The sequence below is a fragment of the Agromyces neolithicus genome, from assembly GCF_039529735.1.
Taxonomy (GTDB): domain Bacteria; phylum Actinomycetota; class Actinomycetes; order Actinomycetales; family Microbacteriaceae; genus Agromyces; species Agromyces neolithicus.
Genome location: NZ_BAAANJ010000005.1, coordinates 114,682 through 136,858, shown reverse-complemented (window position 1 = coordinate 136,858; position 22,177 = coordinate 114,682). Strand labels below are relative to the sequence as shown.

Here is a 22,177-nt window from a genome sequence, read left to right as displayed (position 1 = left end):
GCCGCGGTCGCGGGGTCTGGGCAGTGACCGGGCCCTGGACCGTCGCGGGGCTAACGGTCATCTGCCCAACCCCCCGCGCAGGGTGCGCGGCCAAGACGCACGCGGTGCGTACGTGAGCGACGCGGGTCGCCGTCGGGTCAGTCGACCGCCTCGATCTGCGTGCGAATGAACGTACGCTCGGCAGGTGTCAGCCGATCGGCGACCGGTGCGCCGACGAGCTCCTCGATCTCGACCGCAGTTTCGGCGTCGATCAGTGTCTCGGGATCTTCGAGGTGTGCGAGCAGCCGATGCTTGGCATCGATCGACAACCTCGGCCACCAGCGTTCGATCTCGTGTTCCAGCAACTGGTTCATGATGACCCCTCCCCGATTTCAGGGTACGCCTCATCTTCGCGCCGCACCTCTTCGGGTCGCTTATCGCTGCGCATGCCCCGCCACCGCGGATGACGGGCGACGCCCGTGGCCGTCCATCCGCTGAACTCGATCTCGCCCACGAGTTCGGGACGCACCCAGACCGCGTCGGCCGCGTCGGCCGCGGGAACGTCGCGGAACGGGGCATCCGCTCGTATGGTCTCGGTGAACCGTGCCAGCAGTCGGTCGAGATCCTGCTCTCGCAAACCCGAGCCGACCCGGCCGACGTAATCGAGCCCGTGCTCGGGCCCGCCCTCGGCGGGGATGCCGACGAGCAGCGACCGGATGCGACCCTCGCGCGTGCCGACCCCGCGCCGGTAGCCGCCGATGACGACCTCCTGCGTGCGGGTGAGCTTGAGCTTGACCCACTCGTCGGAGCGCGCACCCGGGCGGTAGGCCGAGCCCGGGCGCTTCGCCACGATGCCCTCGAGTCCCAGCAGCCGGCTCTCGTCGTACGCCTCGGCGGGCGTGCCCTCGGCAGCCGGCGGCACCTCGACCGGCACCCCGGGCACGCGGCTCACCAGGTCGGTGAGACGCGCACGGCGTGCGCGATAGGGTTCGGCCATCACCGAGGCGCCGTCGATCTCGAGCACATCGAACAGCAGCAGGCGAACCGGCACCGATGTCGCGACCGCGGCGATCTCGCGGGGCTTCGTGAGCCCCATGCGCTCCTGCAGCCGGCCGAAGTCGGGCCGCCCGTCGGCGTCGAGCGCGACGATCTCGCCGTCGACGAGGGCGTCACCGGCGATGACCTCGGGCAGGCGAGCGAGCTCGGGGTAGCGCTCGGTGATGTCGATGCCGTTGCGGCTCATGAGGCGCACGCCGCCGCCCTCGACGCGGGCGAGCACGCGAATGCCGTCCCACTTCCACTCGAGCGCCCAGTCGCCGCGCGCGAGCAGGCCGATGGTGCCGGGTGTCGCGAGCATCGGCCGCTCGCGGATGGCGCCGACCTTGGCCTTCGCCGGTCGAGTAGGGAGCGCAGCGACCGTATCGAGGCCCTCGGCGTCAGCGGGTCTCGATACGCGTCCCCCTCCGTCGGACGCGAGATCTCGATACGGCGCTGGGGCGCCTACTCGATCCACCGCTCGACCGGCGGAGCGCCCCCAGTGACCCGGACGCTGGTCCTTCATGCGGTGCAGCAGCCAGCTGCTCTTCTCGCCCGAGCCGTCGGTACGGATGAGGGCGACCCTCACGATGCCGGCGAGCGGCCCGCCGGGCTGACCTTCGAGGTCGACGATGACCTCGTCGTCGCGCCACTTCTCGGTGGCGTACGTGCCGGTGTCCCAGATCGTCATCGAGCCGGCGCCGTATTCCCCTGCCGGGATGGTTCCCTCGAAGGTCGCATACTCCATCGGGTGGTCTTCGGTCTGCACCGCCAGGTGGTTGACGCCCGAGGTCTCGGGCACGCCCTTGGGCACCGCCCAGCTCTTGAGCACCCCGTCACGTTCGAGCCGAAGGTCGAAGTGGAGGCGCCGGGCGTGGTGCTCCTGGATGACGAACCGCGGCTCCGTCGGTCGAGTGGCGAGCGACGAAGGAGCACGCGTATCGAGACCCGGTGCCGTGGTCTCGATACGCTCCTTCGTCGCTACTCGACCGCCGGGGTCGGGCATCGGCTCTGGCGTCCGCCCCGGCCGCCGCATCGACAGGTAGGTCGCGAGCGGGCCCGGGCCCGAGGCATCCGCCATCGCAACCATCGGGTCGCCTCCTTCGGCGACCCGCGTGAGCACTTCGGATGCCTCGAGGTGGCGCAATCCCGGATCGTCGAGCTCTTGCCACGTGCGCGGGGACGCCACGGTGGGGCGTGCCCGGCCGCGCAGCGAGTAGGGCGCGATCGTGGTCTTCTTGCCGTTGTTCTGGCTCCAGTCGATGAGCACGCGGCTCGTGCGCAGGCTCTTGCGCATGCTCGACACGATGAGTTCGGGGTGGTCGGCCTCGAGCGCGCGCGCGAGTTCGTGCGCGACCTCCGATACCTGCTGCGACGTCTGCGACCCGTCGAGGGCCGCATAGAGGTGGATGCCCTTGCTGCCGCTCGTGACCGGCATCGCCTCGAGGCCCATGCCGGCGATGAGGTCGCGCACGAGACGCGCCACCTCGGCGCACTCGGCGAGCCCCATGCCCTCACCCGGGTCGAGGTCGAACACCATGCGGTCGGGATTCGCGGCGCCGCCCTGCGCGTCGAACCGCCACTGCGGCACGTGCAGCTCGAGCGCCGCCTGCTGTGCGAGCCACACGAGGGTCGCCCGGTCGCCCGCGATCGGATACGTCTTCGGCCCGTCGGAATGCTCGATGACGCCGCGGCGCACCCACTCGGGCGCGTGCTCGGCGAGGTTCTTCTCGAAGAACGGCTGTGCCGGGTCATCCGTCGTGCCGACGCCGTGCACCCAGCGCTTGCGGGTCACCGGACGGCCGGCCACGAGCGGCACCATGACGGGCGCGATCTCGGCGTAGTACGAGATCACCTCGCCCTTGGTCGTCCCCGTCTCGGGATACATGACCTTGTCGAGGTTCGTCAGCCGCAGCCTGCGACCGTCGACCTCGACGAGCTGACGCGAGCCCTCGGCCATGCCCCCATCTTGTCGCACAACGTGCATGCCGCACCGGGCGCAGCTCAGGAGAATTGCGCTGGCACGCGCTTTGGCGGCGCTTCGGCGCAATTCTCCTGAGCTGCGATGTTCGCGCGGGGCTTTCGGTGGCATATGCCCGGGGTGTCTACTGGTAGTCATGCGAGCCGTCTGGAAAGGGGCGGTCACATTCGGCCTGGTCAATGTGCCCGTCAAGTTGTACAGCGCCACCGAAGACCACGACGTGTCACTGCACCAGGTGCACGCGGCCGACGGGGGGCGCATCAGGTACCAACGCGTCTGCGAGATCGACGGCGAGGTCGTGCCGTACCAAGACATCGACAAGGCCTACGACGACGGCGAGCGCACGGTCGTCATCACCGATGCCGACCTCAAGTCGCTGCCCGCCGAGCGCAGCCGCGAGATCGAGGTCGTCGAGTTCGTGCCGAGCGCGCAGATCGACCCCATCATGCTCGACCGCAGCTACTTTCTCGAACCCGATTCGGCGTCGTCGAAGGCGTACGTGCTGCTGCGCGAGACCCTCGAATCGACCGACCGCACCGCGATCGTGCGCATGTCACTGCGGCAGAAGAGCCGGCTCGCGGCGCTGAGGGTGCGCGGCGACGTGCTGGTGGTGCAGACCCTGCTGTGGAGTGACGAGGTGCGCGCCGCCGAGTTCCCCTCGCTCGACGAGGCCGTGAAGATCTCGCCGAAAGAGCTCGACCTGTCGAAGCAGCTCGTCGACAGCCTCGTCAACGACTTCGAGCCCGACCAGTACGTCGACGAGTACCAGCAAGAATTGCGCACCCTCATCGCGGCCAAGCTCGAGCAGGGCGATGCCATCGACACGGCCGCGACCTTCGGCGAGCAGCCCGAAGAGGCGAAAGGCGGCGAGGTCATCGACCTCATGGAGGCGCTGCGCCAGTCGATCGCGTCGAAGCGCGAGGGCGGCGGCAAGGGCTCCGGGGCGAGTTCGGGTTCGTCGAAGGCGGTAGCCACGGGCGAGAAGGGCGCCGGTAGTGGCGAGAAGAAGCCCGCCGCGAAGAAGCCCTCAGCGAAGAAGAAGGCGGCGTCGTAACGGTCGGCTTCGACGGATCTCGGAGCGGAGACGAGGGGATTTGAACCCCTGGTCCCCTTACGGGGACTCCACCTTAGCAGGGTGGTGCACTCGGCCGGACTATGCGACGTCTCCTCGTGAACGCTTGCGCGAACACGCGAGCAATCATAACCCGTGGGCACCCGAAGTGACGATTCGAGACGATTCGAGATGATTCGCCGAGATTCGGGCGGAGTCGCGGCTACTGGTCTTCGAGGGTGCGACCGGCCGAGCATCGCGTCTCGGCCGCGGTCTGGCCGGTGACGTCGCTCGGCAGTGCCTCGACGGTCGGGGCGGGGGCATCAGTCGGAACTTCTTCGACCGGCTCATCGCTGGGGGTCGGCTCGGCGGGCACCGCGTTCGGGTCGGAGGCCGAGGCGAAGTCGGTGTTGTCGAGCGCCGTGGGGTCGAGCGTCATCGGCAGATCTTGCTGCAGGGCGAGGTTGACCGCCTCGGCCGACTCGGTCGGCACGACCGCGCCGAAGCCCTCTTCATATGCGGTCGGATACTGCACGAAGGCGATCGCCGACATGTCGATGTCTTTCGCCGCCATCGCGATCGACACCAGCGTCGTCGGGTCGCCGAGCGTGGACGACAACTGCATGTTCTCGAGCGCGGCCTTCGCGATCGAGTACAGCTTCACCGGGTCGGTGTAGGTGCCGGCCGACTGCAGTTCGCGCGCGAGCGCCGACATGAACACCTGCTGGTTCGAGATGCGCCCGAGGTCGCTGCCGTCGCCGACGCCGTAGCGGGTGCGCAGGAACTGGAGCGCCTGCAACCCCCTGAGCTCGTGCGTGCCGGCCGCGAGATAGAGGTCGGTGTGCTCGTCTTCGATGGGTTCGGCGACGCACACCTCGACGCCGCCGACGGCCTCGGAGATCGCCGCGGCACCCATGAACTGCACGATGCCCGCGAACGGGATCGTCGTGCCGGTGAGCGATTCGACGGTCTTGACGACGCACGGCATGCCGCCGTAGTCGAGCACCGAGTTGATCTTGACGTCGTACTGATCCCAGAGCTCTTCGCCCGTGTCGGGGTCGGTGCAGCCTTCGGGCACGTCGACGAGCATGTCCCGCGGGAAGCTCACGACCTCGACGTGCGAGTGGTCTTCTGAGATGTGCAGCAGCAGGTTGACGTCGTTGAGCACTGCGGTCTCTTCGTCGGGGTCGCCGAAGCCGTCGCCCTGGCCCTGTCGGCTGTCGGAGCCGATGATGAGCAGGTTCACGCCGCCCGGGAAGGCGCCGACGTCGGGCACACCCTCGAGCGCGTGCTCGTTGCCGAGCGACACCGTCGGCTTCGCGGTGGCGGCGAGATCGAAGGCGGCGTAGGCGGCGACGGCCGAACCCGAGACGAGCGCCACGGCGGCTGCAGAAGCGACGACCTTCGCCGCGGTCTTCCACAGGGAGTGCCGCCCGAGGCGTCCGTGACGCGCGATCGACGGCGACTTCGCCGTGCGACGCGAGGTCGCTGCCACCGCTTCTCTCACGTTGCCCTTTCGTGTCGCCTGATCTTGTGGTCGTTTCGCGCGGAGGGCGTGGGATTCGAACCCACGAGGCATTGCTGCCCACTGGTTTTCAAGACCAGCTCCATCGGCCGCTCGGACAGCCCTCCATGCCCGCGCGACTTCGCCCGAGGGCGTCATCGTGCAGGCAGGCACCGATTCTAGCCGACGCGCATCTGCTCAAGCCTTCCAGCCACGCCTGAGAGAGCCCTGAAGCGCCGGTCGGCCACGGATCAGCCCGGGTTGGCGGTGGCGCAGCGCACCTCGTCGGCGCTGAGCCCCGTGACGTCGTCGGGCAGCACCGTTGCCGGCGGCACCGAGGGAGTCGGTGCGGGTGTCGGGGTGACGGATGCCCCGCGGCCGGGCTCGGTCGCGGGCGGCACGGCCGGCGGCGGGGCAGGCGTCGGCGCCGTGGGATCGGGAATCGTTCCGAATGAGGCGTTCGTCGTCGCATCGGGGTTGACGGCCAGCGGCAGGTCCTGCTGCAACGCGAGGTTCACGAGCTCTGCGGACTCCGACGGGGAGACGTACCTGAGGGCGTAGTCGTACACGGTCGGGTACTGCACGAACGTGATGCGGCTGAGGTCGACCGCCTGCAGGGCCCGCGCGACCGCGACGAGCGTGACCGGGTTCTGCAAGGCGTTCGAGAGCTGCATGTTCGAGAGGATGACCTTCGCGATCGAGTACAGCTTCACCGGATCGCCCAGCGTGCCGCTCGACTGCATCGTGCGGGCGAGCGAGGCGAGGAAGGTCTGCTGGCTCGCGATGCGCCCGAGGTCGCTGCCGTCGCCGACGCCGTGCCGGGTTCGCAGGAACGAGAGTGCCGTGTACCCCGTGATGAGGTGCCTGCCCGCGGCGAGGTGCAGGCCCGATCGGTCGTCGTCGACGGGGTCGGCGAGGCACACCTCGACGCCGCCGACGGCCTCGGCGAGCGCGGCGACACCCTCGAACTCGACGACTCCGCCGACGGGGATCGTCACGCCCGTGAGCTGTTCGATCGTCAGGGCGACGCAGGCGAGCCCGCCCCACTGCAGCACGCCGTTGAGCGGCGTCTCGAACAACGCCGGCAGGGTGTTCGCGGAATCGGCCGGGTCGGGGCACTCGGGCACCGACACGAGCATGTCGCGGGGAAAGCTGACGACCTCGACGTGGGAATGGTCTTGCGCGAGGTGCACGAGCATCGTGACGTCGTTCAGCACCGCCGAATCGATGTCGGGGTCGCCGAACGAACCGTCGGCGGGGCGCTTGTCACTGCCGACGAGCAGGAAGCTGAGCCCGCCGTCGATCGCGCCGATGTCGGGCACGCCCTCGAGGATCTGCTCGTTCGCGAGCGTCACGGTCGGCTTCTGCTGCACGGTGCGCACGAGATCGACGGCCGCGTAGGCGACGACGGCGGCGGCGCTCACGGCGAACACCGCGATGACGGATGCCGCGAGCTTGAAGTAGGTCGCAACGCCCGACCGGCGGCGCAGGTGACCATGGCGCGGCGGTTCGGCCGCCTCTGCCCCCACCCCGGTGGCGCGCGCGTCACCCTTCACGTCGCCCCCTTCGACGACCTTGATTCTACCGGCGTGTCGGGCCGGAGATCCGGTTCGAAATGGGAATCAGGGCAGCGAGTCGAGCACCGCGGCGAGACCGGCGTCGTCGATCGAGCCGGTGACCTCGTCGGCGGCCGCGCGCACCTCGTCGGGAGCCTGGCCCATGGCGACCGAACGCCCTGCGGCGCCCGCCCACGAGAACATCTCGAGGTCGTTGCGACCGTCGCCGACGGCGATCACCCGGTCGGCCGGGAGGTCGAGCCAGCCGCGCACGCGCTCGAGCGCGGTGGCCTTGTTGACACCGTCGGGGGCGATGTCGAGCCACGCCGTCCAGCCGATGGCATAGCTGACGTGGTGCAGCCCCATCTGGTCGACGATGCCGAAGAACTCGTCGAGCCCGTGCTCGAGGCTCGTCACCACGACGCGGGTCGCACGATGGTCGAGCAGCTCGGCGAACTCGACCTCGCGGGCATTGTCGAGGTTCCACTCGACCATGCCCCGGGTGTAGAGCCGGAACCCGTCGGGCAACTCGACCATGAACTTTCCCGCGGGCAGGAACCCGCGGATGCGCTCGAGCACCGCGGTCGGGTCGAACGTCTCGACGTGCTCGCGCACGTACCCGCCGGGCGCCGTCGGGTCGCGGCGCATCGTGATGGCGCCGTTCGCGCAGACGACGTACTCGGGCTCGAGGCCGAGGTGCTCGAGCACCGGGGCGGTCGTCGCCCACGAGCGACCGGTCGCCAGCGTGACGAGGTGCCCGCGCGCGACGGCTGCGGCGACCGCGACGGCGACCTGCTCGTCGATGGTCTCGTCTTCGTGCATGATCGTGCCGTCGACGTCGAGGGCGACGAGCCACGGGGCATCCGTCGATCGAGTAGCCGACGAAGGAGGCGTATCGAGATCTGCCACCGGGTCTCGATACGCTCGCTGGCGCTCGCTGCTCGACCGGCGGTCGGCGACGCTCAACGCGCCACCGGCTCGAGCCGCTCGAGACCGCCGAGGTAGCCGCGCAGGGCCTCGGGCACGACGACCGACCCGTCGGCCTGCTGGTGGGTCTCGAGGATCGCGACGATCCAGCGGGTCGTCGCGAGGGTGCCGTTGAGGGTCGCGACCGGTGCCGTCTTTCCGCTCGCGGTGCGGTGGCGGATGTCGAGCCGGCGCGCCTGGAACGTCGTGCAGTTCGAGGTCGACGTGAGCTCGCGATAGGCGCCCTGTGTGGGCACCCACGCCTCGACGTCGTACTTGCGGGCGGCGCTCGAACCGAGGTCGCCGGCTGCGGTGTCGATGACGCGGTAGGCGAGGCCGAGGTCTCGCAGCATGCCCTCTTGCCACGCGAGCAGGCGCTCGTGCTCGGCCTCGGCGTCGGCCGGGTCGATGTAACTGAACATCTCGAGCTTGTTGAACTGGTGCACGCGGATGATGCCGCGCGTGTCTTTTCCGTGGCTGCCCGCCTCGCGGCGGTAGCACGTCGACCAGCCCGCGTAGCGGATGGGACCGCTCGACACGTCGAGGATCTCGTCGGCGTGGTAGCCGGCGAGCGCGACCTCGCTCGTGCCGGTGAGGTAGAGCTCGTCGTCGGGCAGGTAGTAGATGTCTTCGGAGTGGGCGCCGAGGAATCCGGTGCCCTGCATGATCTCGGGGCGCACGAGCGTGGGCGTGATCAGCGGGGTGAAGCCGGCGGCGATCGCGCGGTCGAGGCCCATGTTCATGATGGCGAGCTCGAGCCGGGCGCCGACGCCCTTGAGGTACGAGAAGCGGGCTCCCGACACCTTGGCGCCGCGCTGCATGTCGATGGCGTCGAGCAGCTCGCCGATCTCGAGGTGGTCGCGGGGCTCGAAGTCGAACGCGGGCAGCTCGCCCACCTCGCGCAGCACGATGTAGTCGTCTTCGCCGCCGGCGGGCACGCCGTCGAGCACGATGTTGCCGAGCTTCTGCACCGCGAGCGTGAACTCGGCCTCGGCGTCGCTCACCGCCTGGCTGGCCGCCTTCACCCGGCCGGCGAGGTCTTGCGCCTCGGCGACGAGCGCGGCCTTGGCCTCTTTGGGCGCCTGCGCGACCTGCTTGCCGAACGCGTTCTGCTCGGCGCGAAGCGCCTCGAACACCGTGATGGCGGTGCGGCGTGCGGCGTCGGCCGCGACGGCCTCGTCGACGAACGCCACGGACTCGCCCCGGAGCTCTTGCGAACGCGTGATGAGGTCGGGGTTCTCGCGGAGCAGCACGGGGTCGATCACCCGAGCAAGTCTAGCCCGGGGCATCCGACCGCTCGTCGCCCTGCACCCCTCGATGGCATACCGTTGGTTTCGTGGCGACTGATCAGGGGAAACAGACATCCGATGCCGCGGGGTCGCACCCGCGCGCGGCGGTGGTGTTCAACCCCTCGAAGCAGGGCGTGAACGCACTGCGCGACGCCGTCGCCCGCGCCGAGCAGCGGCAGGAGTTCGCCCCGACGATGTGGATCGAGACCACCGAAGACGACCCAGGCAAAGGCATGGCACGCGAGGCCGTCGAGGCCGGCGTCGACTTCGTGCTGGTCGCCGGCGGCGACGGCACCGTGCGGGCGGTCGCCGCGGGGTTGCGCGACACCGGCGTGCCGATGGGCATCGTGCCGCTCGGCACGGGCAACCTGTTCGCGCGCAATCTCGGCATCCCGGTGAACGACCTCGACGACGCGGTCGTGCTCGCGTTCTCGGGTATCGACCACGCCGTCGACGTGATCGTCGCCGACATCTCGCGGCCCGACGGCTCCGACGAGTCGCACGTGTCGCTCGTGCTGGCCGGCATCGGCATCGACGCGACGATGATCGCGAACACGAACCCCGAGCTGAAGAAGCGCGTCGGCTGGCTCGCGTACGTCGACGCCGGGATCCGCGCCATCCCCGCTTCGAAGCCCTACCGGGCGGTGCACCGCATCGACGGCGGCCGCCACCACCGCTCGCGGGTCTCGAGCATCCTCGTCGCGAACCTCGGGTACCTCCCCGGCAACCTCGACCTCATTCCCGACGCCGAGATCGATGACGGCAGACTCGATGTCGTGGTGCTGCAGCCGCGCAATGCCTTCGGCTGGCTGCTGATCTGGCGCAAGGTGGCCTGGGAGAACCGCGTGCTGCGCAAGTCCGCGCTCGGCCGGCAGTTCATCGACCTCACCGGTGGCAACAAGCGCCAGCACATCGTCTACCTGCGCGGCCGTTCGGTCGAGATCGGCATCGACGGCGCGCCCGAGGAGTTCGAGATCGACGGCGACGAGTTCGGCCGGGTGGCGGCGGCGACCTTCACGGTGTCGCCCGCGTCGCTCATCGTGCGGGTCGCGCGCTGACGCCGACGGTGGAGCTGCTCGCGTGCCGCTCGGTGCCTCTTCAGCCCCGCTCGCGCCGCTTCAGCGATCGAGTGGGCAGAGAACAACCTTCCCGCGCCAGCAGAGAGCGATCTCTGCCCACTCGATGAGGGCGACGAGTCTCGTGGCGGACCTCAGCCAGAGATGTGGCGTGTACCGCGGGCCGATTGCACGCCGAGCAGCATGAGGCCGATGACCGACGCGAACGCCGCCGAGGCGATCGGCCCGAGGCTCACCTCGCCGACTCGCGAGAGCGCGACCGTCGTCAGCTGATCGGCGGGCGGACCCGTTCCGGTCCACATGACCTCTTGTCCGGCCGCGACGAGCCCGCCGAGCCAGACGACCACGATGAGTCCCGCGACGGCCATGGCGACGAGCGCGTACGCGGCCGGGACCCGCGGGAATGCCGATGCAGCCTGATCCGGGTCGCGATCGACGGATGCCGCGAGCTGGTGCAGCCCCGCGAACGTGGTCACCACCACCGCACCGAGCGCGCCGATCATCACCATGGCCGGCGGGACGGTCCACTGCAGGAAGAAGACCACGTCGGTGTCGGCGCTCCCGCCGAACCCGTTGTAGTACCGGGGGTCGATGGCCGCGGACCACGACCACCAGAGCCCGCCCGCGAGGATCGCACCCGAGAACACCCAGCCGGCGATGAGCCAGGCGCGCGCGTACCGGGCGGACTCGGGGTCATCGGGCTCGACGTCGGTGAGCGCTGCGGTGATGGGCTCGGCGGTCGACGCGACGGCGGTCGACGCGACGGCGGGCTCGTGAGCGGCCGGCCCGCGGGCGGCGACCGGGGCGGGCGCCCCAGCCTTCGCGCCGGGCCGGCTCACGTCACGCGACTCCCGATCGTGCAACAGACGGGGCGCGAATTCGGCCGGGCGAGACCCCGCCTGCTCGCGCGGCGCACGCGTGATCGGCACCGGCGCGACCACGGGCGACGCGGGCGGCGGCGCATCGGCGGGCGGCGGCGCATCGGCGCGGGGCGGAGCATCCGCTTCACCGCCGACGTACCCGCGCTGGAATCGCGGGTCGTACCGCGGATCGATGCGGGCCTTGCTGTCGGTCATTCCCCCATTCTCGACTCGTGCGCCGGGAATGACCAGCCTCAGTCGACGTCGGGTTCGCCGCTCACGAGTCCGCGCAGCCAGTCGCGCGCCTCGATGAAGATCTCGTCATCGAACTTCGAGTGGTACTCGATCTCGCGCTGGTCGGCGCGGGGGTACGAGCCGAGGAAGATGACCTTCGGGCTCGTGCGCCGCAGGCCGAGCAGCGCGTCTGCGACCCGCTCGTCTGAGACGTGCCCGTCGAGGTCGACGACGAAGCGGTAGCGTCCGAGCGCGTCGCCGATGGGCCGCGACTCGAGCAACGAGAGGTTGACGCCCCGGGTCGAGAACTGCTCGAGCATGGCGAGCAGCGAGCCGGGCTCGTCGTCGGGCAGCTCGACGATGAGGCTGGTCTTGTCGGCGCCGGTGGGCTCGGGCAGCGCGCGCGAGCGGCTGACCAGCACGAACCGGGTGACCGCGTTGGGATTGTCGCCGATGTCGCGGGCGAGCACGTCGACGTCGAGGTGGTCGGTGATGCCGGGCGGGGCGACGGCTGCGTCGGCCTGGCTGCCGTCGAAGAGGGATGCCGCGGCCTGCACGTTGCTCGCGGCGGGGATGTACCCGTGGTCGGGCAGGTGCCGCTCGAGCCAGCCGCGCGATTGGGCGTAGGCGACGGGGTGCGCGTTGATGAGCCGCACCTCGGCGAGCGTGGTGCCCGGACGGGCGACGAGCACGAAGTTCACCGGCACGAGGTACTCGCCGACGATGCGCAGGCCCGGCACGGTCGCGAGCGCGTCTTGGGTGGCGCTCACGCCGCCCTCGATCGAGTTCTCGATGGCGATCATCGCTGCGGTCGAACGCCCGGTCGTGACATCGGCCAGGGCCTCGCCGACGTTGTTCACCGAGCGCCAGTGCTTGCCCGCGGCTTCGGGCACCTGCTTGAGCGCCGCCTCGGTGAAGGTGCCGGCCGGTCCCAGGTAGGAGTACGTCTGCTCGGGCGTCGCAGGCGCGGCTTCGGTCATGCACGCCAGCCTACCGACCCGCCGGAATCCCCAGCCGCTAGCGTCGACACATGACGACGACCGAGGAGGGGCGGGCCGAAGCTCGCGTCGAGCGGCGCACAGTCCCCACCGATGAGGAGCGGCGCGCGGCGTTGCGGCGCATGAAGCGGGTCGCGGCGAGCCTGCTCGTCGCCGCGGCCATCGTGTTCGCGGTGTCGTTCGCGCTGCAGGACGACATCGCGTGGCTCGGATACGTGCGGGCCGCCGCCGAAGGAGCGATGGTCGGGGCGATCGCCGACTGGTTCGCGGTGACGGCGCTGTTCCGGCATCCGCTGGGCATCCCGATCCCGCACACGGCGATCATCCCGAACCGCAAGGACGAGATCGGCGCGACGCTCGGCGCCTTCGTCGAAGACGAGTTCCTGAGCGAAGAGGTCGTCGTCGGCAAGCTGGCCTCGATCGGCATCGCGCGCCGACTCGGAGGATGGCTCGCGGAGCCCGACAACGCCGAGCGCCTGACGGCCGAGGGCGGGGTCGCGGCACGGGGCATCCTGACCCTCCTCGGTGACGACGACGTCGAGGACGTCATCGAGCGGCTCGCACGCAAGCACCTCTTCGAACCCGAGTGGGCGCCGGCGATCGGGCGCATCGGCGGCCGCCTGGTCGCCGCCGACCAGCAGCGCGCGGCGATCGACGTCGTGCTCGACAAGGCCGAGCAGTGGCTCGCGGCACATCCCGAGGCGTTCGGCAGCATGGTCTCGGGCAGGCTGCCCAAGTGGGTCCCCGGGTTCGTCGACCGTCTCGTCGACGACCGGGCGCACCGCGAGGTGCTGGCGTTCGTGCGTGCGGTTCGGGCCGAGCCGGGGCATCCGCTTCGCCTCGCCATCGATCGTTACCTCGCAGAGCTCGCCGCCGACCTGCAGCACGACCCTGCCATGATCGCCCGCGTCGAACGGCTGAAGGCCGGACTGCTCGACAGCCCGCGGGTGCGCGAGTTCGCGGCCGAGGCGTGGGCGAGCGTGAAACTGAGCCTCGACGAGGCCCTTGCCGACCCGGCAAGTGAGCTGCGCGCCGGACTGCGGTCGGCCGTGATCGAGGTCGGCGTGCGGCTCACCGCCGACGACGCGCTCGCGGCGAAGGTCGACGCGTGGGTCATCGACGCCGCCGCCTACATCGTGCGCAGCTACCGGCACGAGATCGCGGGCGTCATCACCGAGACCGTCGAGCGCTGGGACCCGCGCGAGACGACCGAGAAGATCGAGTTGCAGGTGGGGCGCGACCTGCAGTTCATCCGCATCAACGGCACGGTCGTCGGCGCGCTCGCGGGGCTCGCGATCTACACGGTCGCGACGACGATCCACGCCCTGGTCTGAGCCGCGGGGTTCTCGCCGGGCCACGTCCACGTGCACGTCCACGTCCACGTCCACGTCCACGTGCGCAATTCAGGTTCGCGCAGGCGTGTCGCGCTCGCGCGAGGTCGACACGCCGCGTCGACACACCTGCGCACCTGAATTGCGCACATGGATTGGGCCTCCACGCCCGCGGGGGCGAGTGCAAGACTGGGGGCATGCATGAGCGCGCAGGAAGACCGGCTGCCGAATCCGATCTCGTCGACGTCGAAGGGCTCGTGCGGGCCTATTACGAGAAGCAGCCCGACGCCTCGATACCCGAGCAGCGCGTCGTCTTCGGCACCGCGGGGCACCGCGGATCGTCGTTGAACACGAGCTTCAACGAGCACCACATCCTCGCGACGACCCAGGCGATCGTCGACTACCGCACGGCGCGCGGCATCACCGGGCCGCTCTTCATCGGCGCCGACACCCACGCGCTGAGCGCCCCCGCGCAGACCACCGCGCTCGACGTGCTCGTCGGCAACCGGGTGCGCGTCTTCGTCGACGAGTTCGACGACTACGTGCCCACACCGGCCTTGAGCCACGCGATCCTGAAGTGGAACAACGACCCCGAGACCCGCGGCGAAGGAGAGGCCGACGGCATCGTCATCACGCCGTCGCACAACCCGCCGCAAGACGGCGGCTTCAAGTACAACCCGCCGCATGGCGGCCCCGCCGACTCCGAGGCGACGACGTGGATCGCGAACCGAGCCAACGAGCTCATCGCCGGCGGCGGCGGCGCGGTGAACCAGGCCGAGCCGAGCGGCGTCGAGACCTACGACTTCCGCGGCAACTACGTCGAAGACCTCGCGAACATCATCGACTTCGACGCCATCAAGCGCAGCGGCATCCGCATCGGCGCCGACCCCCTCGGCGGGGCATCCGTGCACTACTGGGCCGCGATCCGCGACCACTACGACCTCGACCTCACCGTCGTGAACGCGCGCGTCGACCCGACCTGGTCGTTCATGACGCTCGACTGGGACGGCAAGATCCGCATGGACCCGTCGAGCGCGTCGGCGATGGCCTCGGTGCTCGAGCATCGCGGCGACTACGACATCCTCACGGGCAACGACGCCGACGCCGACCGGCACGGCATCGTCACCCCCGACGACGGGCTCATGAACCCGAACCACTACCTCGCCGTGGCGATCGAGTACCTCTTCGCGCACCGGCCTGAGTGGCGGCCCGACGCCGCCGTCGGCAAGACCCTCGTGTCGTCGTCGATGATCGACCGGGTCGCCGCATCGCTCGGCCGGCGGCTCTGGGAGGTTCCCGTCGGGTTCAAGTGGTTCGTGCCCGGACTCATCGACGGATCGGTCGGGTTCGGCGGCGAAGAGAGCGCGGGCGCGTCGTTCCTGCGGTTCGACGGCTCGGTGTGGACGACCGACAAAGACGGCATCCTGCTCTGCCTGCTCGCGTCCGAGATCCGTGCGGTCACGGGCAAGTCGCCCTCCGAACTCTATGGATCGCTGGTCGAGCGGTTCGGAGACCCCGCATACGAACGAACGGATGCCGCGGCATCCGCTGCTCAGAAGGCGGACCTCGGCCGACTCGACGGCGACGCGATCTCTGCCACCGAACTCGCCGGCGAGCCCATCACCGCGAAGCTCTCGCACGCGCCGGGCAACGACGCGGCGATCGGCGGCGTCAAGGTGACGACCGAGAACGCGTGGTTCGCCGCCCGGCCGAGCGGCACCGAAGACGTGTACAAGATCTATGCGGAGTCGTTCGAAGGGCCCGAGCACCTCAAGGCCGTGCAAGCGGCGGCGAAGCAGATCGTCGACGCGGCGCTGGCGTCGGCGGGCGAGTAGCGACCCACGCCGGTCGAGTAGCGACGAAGGAGCATATCGAGACCCTTCACGTGGTCTCGCTACGCGCTTCGCGCTACTCGACCGACGGAGGCCACTCCTAGCGCAGCGAGAAGTACGTGACGTACCCGCCGCCGTTGGCGATGGCCTCGTCGACGTTCCAGTAGTCGACGTCCTTGGTGTGGCTCCCGACCCAGACGCGGGTGCCCGAGTCGGTGTGCTCGACGCGCGTGACGATCGCGGTATGGTCGCGGTCGCCCGACGAGTTCCAGTCGAACTGTGCGATGTCGCCGACCTTCACGAGCCCGCGCTGCGAGTCGTCGAGGGGCGTCGCCAGGTCGGGGCGCGACATGAGCCAATCGCGCATGGCGGTCGAGCTCGACCAGCTCGGCGACATGGCGCCGGTGGCGCGGTCGTAGTACCAGCCGCCGTCCATCTTCCAACCGCGTTCGATGAGCGACTGGCTGGCGAAGTTCGCACAGTCGACACCGCTCAAGACGGTGTACTCGCTGGAGTTGTAACTGTTCCAGTGGGTCAGCACGTAGCCGACCTGTGCGTCGATGGCCGGGTTGCTCGTGTAGGTCAGGGTGAGCGCGTGCGGAATCGCGCGGGTCGAGGCCTCGACGATTCCGTTCAGGTCGGTCGTCGTCGTCTGCGGCACGGATGCCCCGGCCACGACGGCCGCGTCGGCCGATGCGATGGCGACCGGGGCGCCTGCGGCGGCGAGCCGCACCTGGGCGGTGCCGATCGAATCCGCTGAGACCGCCGGAACGGCGAAGGTCACGGCATCGTCCTCGGCGGTGACGATCGTGGCCGGCACCCCGGCGACGGTGACCGAGTCGACCTCGTCGAGCCCTTCGCCGTTCACGGTGACCTGCGTGCCGCCGGTGAAGGGCACCGCTGCCGTCGAGAGTCCGCTCGTCACGATGGGTGCGTCGTCGACCGCGTCGATGACCGAGACGATCTCGTCGGCGTATGCGGCGGCAGCCGGGTCGATGCCGGGCCGGGCGGCCACCGGGGAGCCGGCGTCATCGGCCGCAGCGGCGACCGCACCGAACGCGGAGACCCCGAGGATCGCCGTCGAGCAGGTCAGTGCGACCACTCGGCGGGCGCCGATGGCGTGGGAAGGTCGTTCGGCGCGGTGACGGGCACGGGTGCGTACCGGTGTCGACCCTGTTTCGGGCATGGGGGCAGCGTGGTTTCGTGGCACAGGGAGGTTTCGGGTCGAGATCGGGGAAGCTTCCACCCCAACACCCCAGATTGTGAGGAAGCCTCCCAACGTCTGGGAGCGACATGTGAACGCGCTCTCACATGCCGACGCCCAGGCCATCGGGGGTGGATCGCGGGATTCCTGCTGCGAGTCTCCCCGAAATGCCGCAGGGCGGCGGTGACCACGGCGTTTTCGGGTGACTCGGCGGAGTCGTCACCACATTGTGCCTCGTTCTGCAACTGTTCTAGTATTGCTATAACAGTTGTGAAAGAGGGGCCATGCTGATCCGAGTCGATCCCGCGAGCGACGTGCCGATCTTCGCGCAGGTGGCGGCGTCGGTTCGCGCCGATGCGGCGAGCGGTCGACTCCGGCCCGGCGACCGACTGCCGTCGGCTCGTGAGGTCGCGAGCTCGCTCGAGGTCAACCTGCACACCGTGCTTCGCGCCTACCAGGACCTGCGCGACGAAGGCCTCGTCGACATGCGGCGCGGCCGCGGCGCCGTCGTCACCGATGCCGTTGCGCCGCTCGCGCAGCTGCACGATGACGTCGTCGCCCTCGTCGAGCGCGCCCGCGCGCTCGGCCTCTCACCCGATACCCTCGCCGCCCTCGTGAAGGAGACGTTCCGATGACCGCCGCCACCCCCGACGTGCATACCGCCCGACGCCGCTATGTCGTCGTCGGCGTCGTGCTACCCATCGTGATCACCCTGATCGCCGTCGTGCTCATGCTCGTGTGGCTGCCCGAGGTGCCCGCGACCGTCGCGACCCACTGGTCGGGCGACGGGCCCGACGGGTTCGCGCCGGCGTGGGCAGTGCCGCTGATCGCCGCGGCGCTCGGCGCCGGGCTCACCGCGCTCCTCGCGGTGATGGTGCTCGTGCCATCGCGCGACGGCGCGTGGGGGGCGACCTCGCGGCTGCTCGGCGCGGTGATGCTCGGCACCAGTGTGCTACTCGCCGTCACCCTGACGTGGTCGTTCGGCATGCAACGCGGGTTGGCCGACCCACACGACGCCCCGAACGTTCTCGTGCCGCTCGCCGTGGGCGCCGGCGCCGGGCTGCTCGCCGGCGTCGCAGGCTGGTTCGCCCAACCGAACGTCGTGACGAGCGGCGCATCGGGGCCTGCCGCGCAGGCGGTCGGCGCCGTTTCGCTCGCACCTGGTGAGCGTGTGGTCTGGGCGCGGACGACGACGATGTCGGGCGTGGCGATGCTCGCCGTCACGGCCGGCATCATCGCACTTGCGCTCGGCACGATCGTGCTGAGCGCGACCGGCTCCGATTCCTGGTGGATCATGCTCGGCGCCACGCTCATGGTGCTCGTGCTCGCGTGCGCCACCTTCGCGTTCCGCGTGCGGGTCGACCGTGCCGGGCTCACAGTGCGGTCGTCGATCGGGGTGCCCCGGTTCCGCATTCCGCTCGGCGAGATCGCCCAGGCGGGCGTCACCACAGTGCAGCCGACGGCAGAGTTCGGCGGCTGGGGAATTCGCATCGGGCTCGACGGGCGCTTCGGAGTGGTGCTGCACGCGGGTGAAGCACTGCAGGTGGCGCGACGCAGCGGCCGCGTCTTCGTCGTGACCGTCGACGATGCCGCGACCGCGGCCGCCCTGCTCGAGGCGTTGGCCGAGCGCACGCCTGCTGAGTATCCCGCCGCGAGTCACCCCAGAGTGCCGCCGGGCGGCGGCGACCACGGCATCTTGGGGTGACTCGGCGGAGCGACTTGCGAAGCAGGCTGGACGGCACACCTCTGCGGGCTGACGCCCTGGCGGGCGTCAGCGGCTGAGATCAGTGTGCGGGCAACGCCATCCGGAACGAGCTGCTGCCCGATGCCCGGCGGTTGCCGGCGCGGTCGGCGCGGTGACGCGCCCGGTGATGCGGCGGCGCGGCCCGGGGCAGATCGGGTGCGGTCGGAGCCGGAGTCTCAGTCGCCTCGGGAGTCTCAGTCGCCTCGGGAGTCTCAGTCGCCTCGGGAGTCTCAGTCGCCTCAGGAGTCTCGGCTGCCTCAGAGACATCGACAGGCGCCGGCTCGTGGGAGACCCTCGCATCGTCGGCCGCGAGCCCGAAGAGCCCGAGATCGACTGCGGCGTCCGGCTCGCGGAAGGTCGATCGACGGCGTTCGGGAAGGGGCGCGAGGTCGGCGTTCGACGGCGACTTCGCCTTGGAGGTCATGAGCTTGAGCACGTGCGGTTCTCTGGTGTCGGCATTTAGGGGGACACGCCCACTTCATCATGCCAGTTTGTGAGGAAGCCTCTCGCTCACTGGGAAGGAAGTGAGAACGCTCTCATGCGTGAGGCGCGAGCGCAGCCGATCGCGCCGCCCGGCCGGCGCGCCGGGCTCGCAGCCCCGCGATCACGAGGGGCACGAGCACGAGCACCGCCACGAGGTTGACACCCGCGAACCCGCCGATGCCGAGCACGACTCCCGACAGGGCAGCGGATGCCGCAGCCGCGAGATTCATCGTCGCGTCGGTCGCGCCCTGCAGGGGCACGCGGATGTCCGCGTCGACCGAGTGGTTGAGCAGCGTGGAGCCGCCGATCAGGCCGCACGACCAGCCGAGTCCGAGCAGTCCGAGCGCGAGCGGGATCAGCAGCACATCGTCGGCGGGCATGAGGATTCCGATCAGCGTCGCGCTGAGCAGAATCCCGATGCCGAGCGAGATCACCCGTGCCGAGCCGATGCGGTCGGCGAGCCAGCCGACGATGGGGCTCGCGCCGTACATGCCGAGGATGTGGACGCTGAGCACGACGCCGACGAGCGTCAGCGAGAGCCCGTGCGCGGTCATGTGCACCGGCGTCATCACCATGACGCCGATCATGACCGTGTGCGAGCAGACGATGGCGAGCACCGCGAACAGGGCGCGGGGTTCACGAACGGCGATGCGCAGGGCAGACCAGGCGCCGACGGGGGCCGGTCTCGATACGCGTCCTCCTTCGTCGGGCGCTACTCGACCGGCGGGAAGAGCGCCGTCGTCGGGCGCTTCTCGACCGGCGGGTTCCGGGTCGGCAGGGTCAGCCTCGGCGGCGGGGGCGGCGTCGGACGCGAGCACCCCCGCCTTCGGCAGTCGCAGCAGAGCGGCGACGAGCACCGACGAGAGAGCGAAGACCGTGCCCGAGAGTAGGAACGGGCCGACGAGCGGCGGCAGGCCGAGCGACGCACCGAGCTGGGCGCCGGTCTCCGAGAGCAGCGGCCCGGCGACCGATCCGAGCGTCGTCGCCCACAGCACGAGCGACATGTACCGGGCTTCGAACCCGGGCGCCGCCACCTCGGTCGCGGCGAACCGCGCTTGCAGGCCGGCTGCGGCGCCGGCTCCGAAGGCCGCGAGCCCGACGAACACGAGCACGACCCACCCGCTCGCGGCCGCGGCGATGATGAGCGCGGCACCTGCGCACGCGCACGCGTAGCCCGTCGCGAGTGAGACGTGACGACCGGCACGCACCGCGAGGCGGGCCAGCGGGATCGCCGCGAGCGCGGCACCGAGCACACTCGCCGACTGCGCAAGACCCGCCAGCGCGACGACACCCGTCAGCTCGTCGACGAGCAAGGCGGCGACCGCGATGCCCGAGGCAACTCCGATGCCGGCCAGCAGCTGATTGACGATGAGAATCGTCAGCGAAAGCCCGCGGTGGGGCATCCGCTCACTCATACGACGGCGCCGGCGGGAGCCCGAAGAACTCTTCGAGGGTGGTGATGCCCCTGTCGTGCATCTCGGTCGCGAGCGGAATGCCGACGTAGCGGAAGTGCCACGGCTCCCATTCGTAGCCGGTGACCGCGGTCTTGTCGGCGGGATACCGCAGGATGAAGCCGAAGCGGTAGGCGTTGTCGCGCAGCCAGATGCCTTCGGGCATGTCGCCGAAGCACTGCTCGATCGAGCACTCGCCCGACGACGCTCCAATGTCCATCGTGAGCCCGGTCTGGTGCTCGCTGAAGCCGGGGCGCGCGGTCGAGAGGTCGTCGCCGTCGTAGATGTTCTCTTGCGCGCCGAACGAGCGGAAGGCGCTGTTCGAGGCGAGGAACAGGTCGGCCTCACTCTCGGCGGCGTCGAACATGGCGACGACAGCGTCGGATGCCTCTTGACGCATATACGGCTCGAAGGTGTACTCGACGGGCACGAACACGAGGTCTTCGGGCTCGAAGTCGAGCGGGTTCATGGGGCGCAGCTTGTTGACGACGACCCAGATGCTCATCGGATCGTCGAGCGAGTGCGCGGCCTTGTCGAATGTGTCGACGGTCGCCGGCGGCGCGGCCTCCGCGGGCGCCGGGCGCGGCGTCTCGGTGGGGGTCGGCGAGGCGGATGCTCCGGCCGCTCCCCCGTTCGCCCCGGCCGAGACGGCGCCGACCACGACCACTGCGACGGCGAGCAGCACGAGGATGAGCGCGACCGCCACCGTCATGCGACGGCGTTGCACGGCGGGGCTTGGCTGACTCACTGCTCGAGGCTCCAGTAGTAGGCGGTGCCGCCCGGGTGATCGACCGTGATGGCCGTGTCGACGTCGCGGTAGTCGGAGTCGAGTGTATGGCCGGCGAAATAGATCTTAGTCCCGGCCGCGGTTCGCTCGACCTTGGTCACGATGCCCGTGTGATCGCGGTCGCCCGAGTCGTCCCAGTCGAACTGCGCGATGTCGCCGACCTCGACCTGGTCGCGCTGGGTGTCGTCGAGCGGGGTGGCGAGGTCGGGCCGCGTCGCGAGCCAATCACGGAACGACGTCGAACTGCGCCAGCTCGCGCTGGCCTTGTAGACGTCGGCGGGGTCGTTGTACCACTCGTCGTCCTGCTCCCAGCCTCGCGCGATGAGGGTCTGGCTGGCGAAGTTCACACAGTCGGTGATACCGAGCACGCCGTATTGGGGGTTGTAGTCCTTCCAGTACGCGAGGGCGTAGTCGACCTGGGCCTGCACGTGCGGCGCGAGCGCCGGCTCGACGGCGACGGGTGTGGGCGGTTGCGTCGTCGCAGTCGGTGTCGGCCGCTCGACGACGTCGGCGGTCTCAGTCGCCGTCGCAGGTTCGGCGCCGCCCGTGCCGGCGCCTCGGCCGCCGAGCGACGTGACCACGCCGACGCCGATCACCGCGATCACGACGAGCGCCACGCCGATCGAAAGCGCGATCGTCATGCGGCGTCGGCGCACCAGCTCAGCGGGCTGGTGCGGTGGAGCGTCTGACACGCTCGGCAGTGTAGAGCGGATGCCTCGGCGCCGGCTGGGAGGGACATCCGAACAGTGTCGTGAACGCCCTTCCGAGAAATCGTGAGAGCGCTCTCTTGACAGAACGCGGTTGCAATGCATAGTG

The 22,177-nt window shown here is 70.0% G+C and carries 19 protein-coding genes and 2 tRNA genes; 6 read left to right on the top strand and 15 right to left on the bottom strand.

All coding sequences use genetic code 11. The annotated features are described in order from the left end of the window. Positions 1 to 137 precede the first annotated feature (137 nt). Positions 138 to 353 carry a hypothetical protein gene (locus ABD164_RS08180; protein ID WP_344295294.1) on the bottom strand — a complete coding sequence of 72 codons (216 nt, stop codon included), beginning with the start codon at positions 351 to 353 and terminating at the stop codon, positions 138 to 140. Continuing rightward, positions 350 to 2,974 carry an ATP-dependent DNA ligase gene (locus ABD164_RS08175; RefSeq protein WP_344295292.1) on the bottom strand — a complete coding sequence of 875 codons (2,625 nt, stop codon included), beginning with the start codon at positions 2,972 to 2,974 and terminating at the stop codon, positions 350 to 352. Before ABD164_RS08175 ends, ABD164_RS08180 begins: the two co-directional genes overlap by 4 nt. Before the next feature lie 157 nt (positions 2,975 to 3,131). Between ABD164_RS08175 and ku the strand changes: the two genes are divergently transcribed. Further along, the gene (gene ku, locus ABD164_RS08170) at positions 3,132 to 4,049 is read left to right on the top strand and encodes a non-homologous end joining protein Ku (protein ID WP_344295290.1); all 918 of its coding nucleotides are present in this window, start codon (positions 3,132 to 3,134) and stop codon (positions 4,047 to 4,049) included. Between the two features lie 25 nt (positions 4,050 to 4,074). Here ku and ABD164_RS08165 read toward each other — a convergent pair. The 6 genes from ABD164_RS08165 to serS all read right to left on the bottom strand — a co-directional run bounded on the left by ABD164_RS08165 (position 4,075) and on the right by serS (position 9,337). Continuing rightward, positions 4,075 to 4,163, bottom strand: a tRNA-Ser gene (locus ABD164_RS08165). A 106-nt stretch (positions 4,164 to 4,269) separates the two neighbouring features. After that, a complete protein-coding gene (locus ABD164_RS08160; protein ID WP_344295288.1) occupies positions 4,270 to 5,541 on the bottom strand; it encodes an LCP family protein in 1,272 nt (423 codons plus the stop codon). Between the two features lie 52 nt (positions 5,542 to 5,593). Next, positions 5,594 to 5,678: transfer RNA gene (locus tag ABD164_RS08155), tRNA-Ser, on the bottom strand. Positions 5,679 to 5,801: 123 nt separating this feature from the next. Continuing rightward, positions 5,802 to 7,106 carry an LCP family protein gene (locus ABD164_RS08150; protein ID WP_344295286.1) on the bottom strand — a complete coding sequence of 435 codons (1,305 nt, stop codon included), beginning with the start codon at positions 7,104 to 7,106 and terminating at the stop codon, positions 5,802 to 5,804. Positions 7,107 to 7,172: 66 nt separating this feature from the next. Next, positions 7,173 to 8,015 (bottom strand): HAD family hydrolase, encoded by an 843-nt coding sequence (locus tag ABD164_RS08145; protein WP_344295284.1) that lies wholly within the window; start codon positions 8,013 to 8,015, stop codon positions 7,173 to 7,175. A 53-nt stretch (positions 8,016 to 8,068) separates the two neighbouring features. Continuing rightward, positions 8,069 to 9,337 (bottom strand): serine--tRNA ligase, encoded by a 1,269-nt coding sequence (gene serS, locus ABD164_RS08140; protein ID WP_344295282.1) that lies wholly within the window; start codon positions 9,335 to 9,337, stop codon positions 8,069 to 8,071. 71 nt (positions 9,338 to 9,408) lie between these two features. Between serS and ABD164_RS08135 the strand changes: the two genes are divergently transcribed. Beyond that, complete coding sequence (locus ABD164_RS08135) at positions 9,409 to 10,419, top strand: diacylglycerol/lipid kinase family protein (protein ID WP_344295281.1); 1,011 nt, start codon at positions 9,409 to 9,411, stop codon at positions 10,417 to 10,419. 152 nt (positions 10,420 to 10,571) lie between these two features. Here the strand turns inward: ABD164_RS08135 and ABD164_RS08130 are convergent, their stop codons facing one another. Together ABD164_RS08130 and pheA are read right to left on the bottom strand one after the other, a co-directional pair. Next, positions 10,572 to 11,513, bottom strand: a complete 942-nt coding sequence (locus tag ABD164_RS08130; RefSeq protein ID WP_344295279.1) for a hypothetical protein — start codon at positions 11,511 to 11,513, stop codon at positions 10,572 to 10,574. Positions 11,514 to 11,551: 38 nt separating this feature from the next. Beyond that, the gene (pheA, locus tag ABD164_RS08125; protein WP_344295278.1) at positions 11,552 to 12,511 is read right to left on the bottom strand and encodes a prephenate dehydratase; all 960 of its coding nucleotides are present in this window, start codon (positions 12,509 to 12,511) and stop codon (positions 11,552 to 11,554) included. 50 nt (positions 12,512 to 12,561) lie between these two features. Between pheA and ABD164_RS08120 the strand changes: the two genes are divergently transcribed. Continuing rightward, positions 12,562 to 13,863 (top strand): DUF445 domain-containing protein, encoded by a 1,302-nt coding sequence (locus ABD164_RS08120; protein WP_344295277.1) that lies wholly within the window; start codon positions 12,562 to 12,564, stop codon positions 13,861 to 13,863. A 194-nt stretch (positions 13,864 to 14,057) separates the two neighbouring features. Next, positions 14,058 to 15,695, top strand: a complete 1,638-nt coding sequence (gene pgm / locus ABD164_RS08115) for a phosphoglucomutase (alpha-D-glucose-1,6-bisphosphate-dependent) (RefSeq protein WP_344295275.1) — start codon at positions 14,058 to 14,060, stop codon at positions 15,693 to 15,695. A gap of 97 nt (positions 15,696 to 15,792) precedes the next feature. Here pgm and ABD164_RS08110 read toward each other — a convergent pair whose 3' ends face one another. Beyond that, positions 15,793 to 16,878, bottom strand: a complete 1,086-nt coding sequence (locus ABD164_RS08110; RefSeq protein ID WP_344295273.1) for an amidase domain-containing protein — start codon at positions 16,876 to 16,878, stop codon at positions 15,793 to 15,795. Positions 16,879 to 17,180: 302 nt separating this feature from the next. Between ABD164_RS08110 and ABD164_RS08105 the strand changes: the two genes are divergently transcribed. Both ABD164_RS08105 and ABD164_RS08100 read left to right on the top strand, forming a co-directional pair. Then, positions 17,181 to 17,531 carry a GntR family transcriptional regulator gene (locus ABD164_RS08105; RefSeq protein ID WP_344295271.1) on the top strand — a complete coding sequence of 117 codons (351 nt, stop codon included), beginning with the start codon at positions 17,181 to 17,183 and terminating at the stop codon, positions 17,529 to 17,531. Then, positions 17,528 to 18,601 carry a DUF1648 domain-containing protein gene (locus tag ABD164_RS08100; protein WP_344295269.1) on the top strand — a complete coding sequence of 358 codons (1,074 nt, stop codon included), beginning with the start codon at positions 17,528 to 17,530 and terminating at the stop codon, positions 18,599 to 18,601. Before ABD164_RS08105 ends, ABD164_RS08100 begins: the two co-directional genes overlap by 4 nt. Positions 18,602 to 18,680: 79 nt before the next feature. Here ABD164_RS08100 and ABD164_RS08095 read toward each other — a convergent pair whose 3' ends face one another. The 4 genes from ABD164_RS08095 to ABD164_RS08080 form a co-directional block, all read right to left on the bottom strand. After that, a complete protein-coding gene (locus tag ABD164_RS08095; RefSeq protein ID WP_344295267.1) occupies positions 18,681 to 19,076 on the bottom strand; it encodes a hypothetical protein in 396 nt (131 codons plus the stop codon). A gap of 100 nt (positions 19,077 to 19,176) precedes the next feature. Further along, entirely contained in the window at positions 19,177 to 20,526 is a 1,350-nt protein-coding gene (locus ABD164_RS08090; protein WP_344295265.1) for an MFS transporter, read from the bottom strand. A gap of 4 nt (positions 20,527 to 20,530) precedes the next feature. Further along, complete coding sequence (locus ABD164_RS08085) at positions 20,531 to 21,322, bottom strand: M15 family metallopeptidase (RefSeq protein ID WP_344295263.1); 792 nt, start codon at positions 21,320 to 21,322, stop codon at positions 20,531 to 20,533. Continuing rightward, positions 21,319 to 22,053, bottom strand: coding sequence for an amidase domain-containing protein (locus ABD164_RS08080; protein ID WP_344295261.1), 735 nt, complete (start codon positions 22,051 to 22,053; stop codon positions 21,319 to 21,321). The genes ABD164_RS08085 and ABD164_RS08080 overlap by 4 nt, the downstream gene beginning before the upstream one ends. Positions 22,054 to 22,177: the final 124 nt, after the last annotated feature.

What these genes read in the sequence shown, in the direction of transcription:
- ABD164_RS08180 (WP_344295294.1), bottom strand. Translation starts at nt 353, where the DNA reads ATGAACCAGTTGCTGGAACACGAGATCGAACGCTGGTGGCCGAGGTTG.
- ABD164_RS08175 (WP_344295292.1), bottom strand. Translation starts at nt 2,974, where the DNA reads ATGGCCGAGGGCTCGCGTCAGCTCGTCGAGGTCGACGGTCGCAGGCTG.
- ku (WP_344295290.1), top strand. Translation starts at nt 3,132, where the DNA reads ATGCGAGCCGTCTGGAAAGGGGCGGTCACATTCGGCCTGGTCAATGTG.
- ABD164_RS08130 (WP_344295279.1), bottom strand. Translation starts at nt 11,513, where the DNA reads ATGACCGACAGCAAGGCCCGCATCGATCCGCGGTACGACCCGCGATTC.
- pheA (WP_344295278.1), bottom strand. Translation starts at nt 12,511, where the DNA reads ATGACCGAAGCCGCGCCTGCGACGCCCGAGCAGACGTACTCCTACCTG.
- ABD164_RS08120 (WP_344295277.1), top strand. Translation starts at nt 12,562, where the DNA reads ATGACGACGACCGAGGAGGGGCGGGCCGAAGCTCGCGTCGAGCGGCGC.
- pgm (WP_344295275.1), top strand. Translation starts at nt 14,058, where the DNA reads ATGCATGAGCGCGCAGGAAGACCGGCTGCCGAATCCGATCTCGTCGAC.
- ABD164_RS08110 (WP_344295273.1), bottom strand. Translation starts at nt 16,878, where the DNA reads ATGCCCGAAACAGGGTCGACACCGGTACGCACCCGTGCCCGTCACCGC.
- ABD164_RS08105 (WP_344295271.1), top strand. Translation starts at nt 17,181, where the DNA reads ATGCTGATCCGAGTCGATCCCGCGAGCGACGTGCCGATCTTCGCGCAG.
- ABD164_RS08100 (WP_344295269.1), top strand. Translation starts at nt 17,528, where the DNA reads ATGACCGCCGCCACCCCCGACGTGCATACCGCCCGACGCCGCTATGTC.
- ABD164_RS08090 (WP_344295265.1), bottom strand. Translation starts at nt 20,526, where the DNA reads ATGCCCCACCGCGGGCTTTCGCTGACGATTCTCATCGTCAATCAGCTG.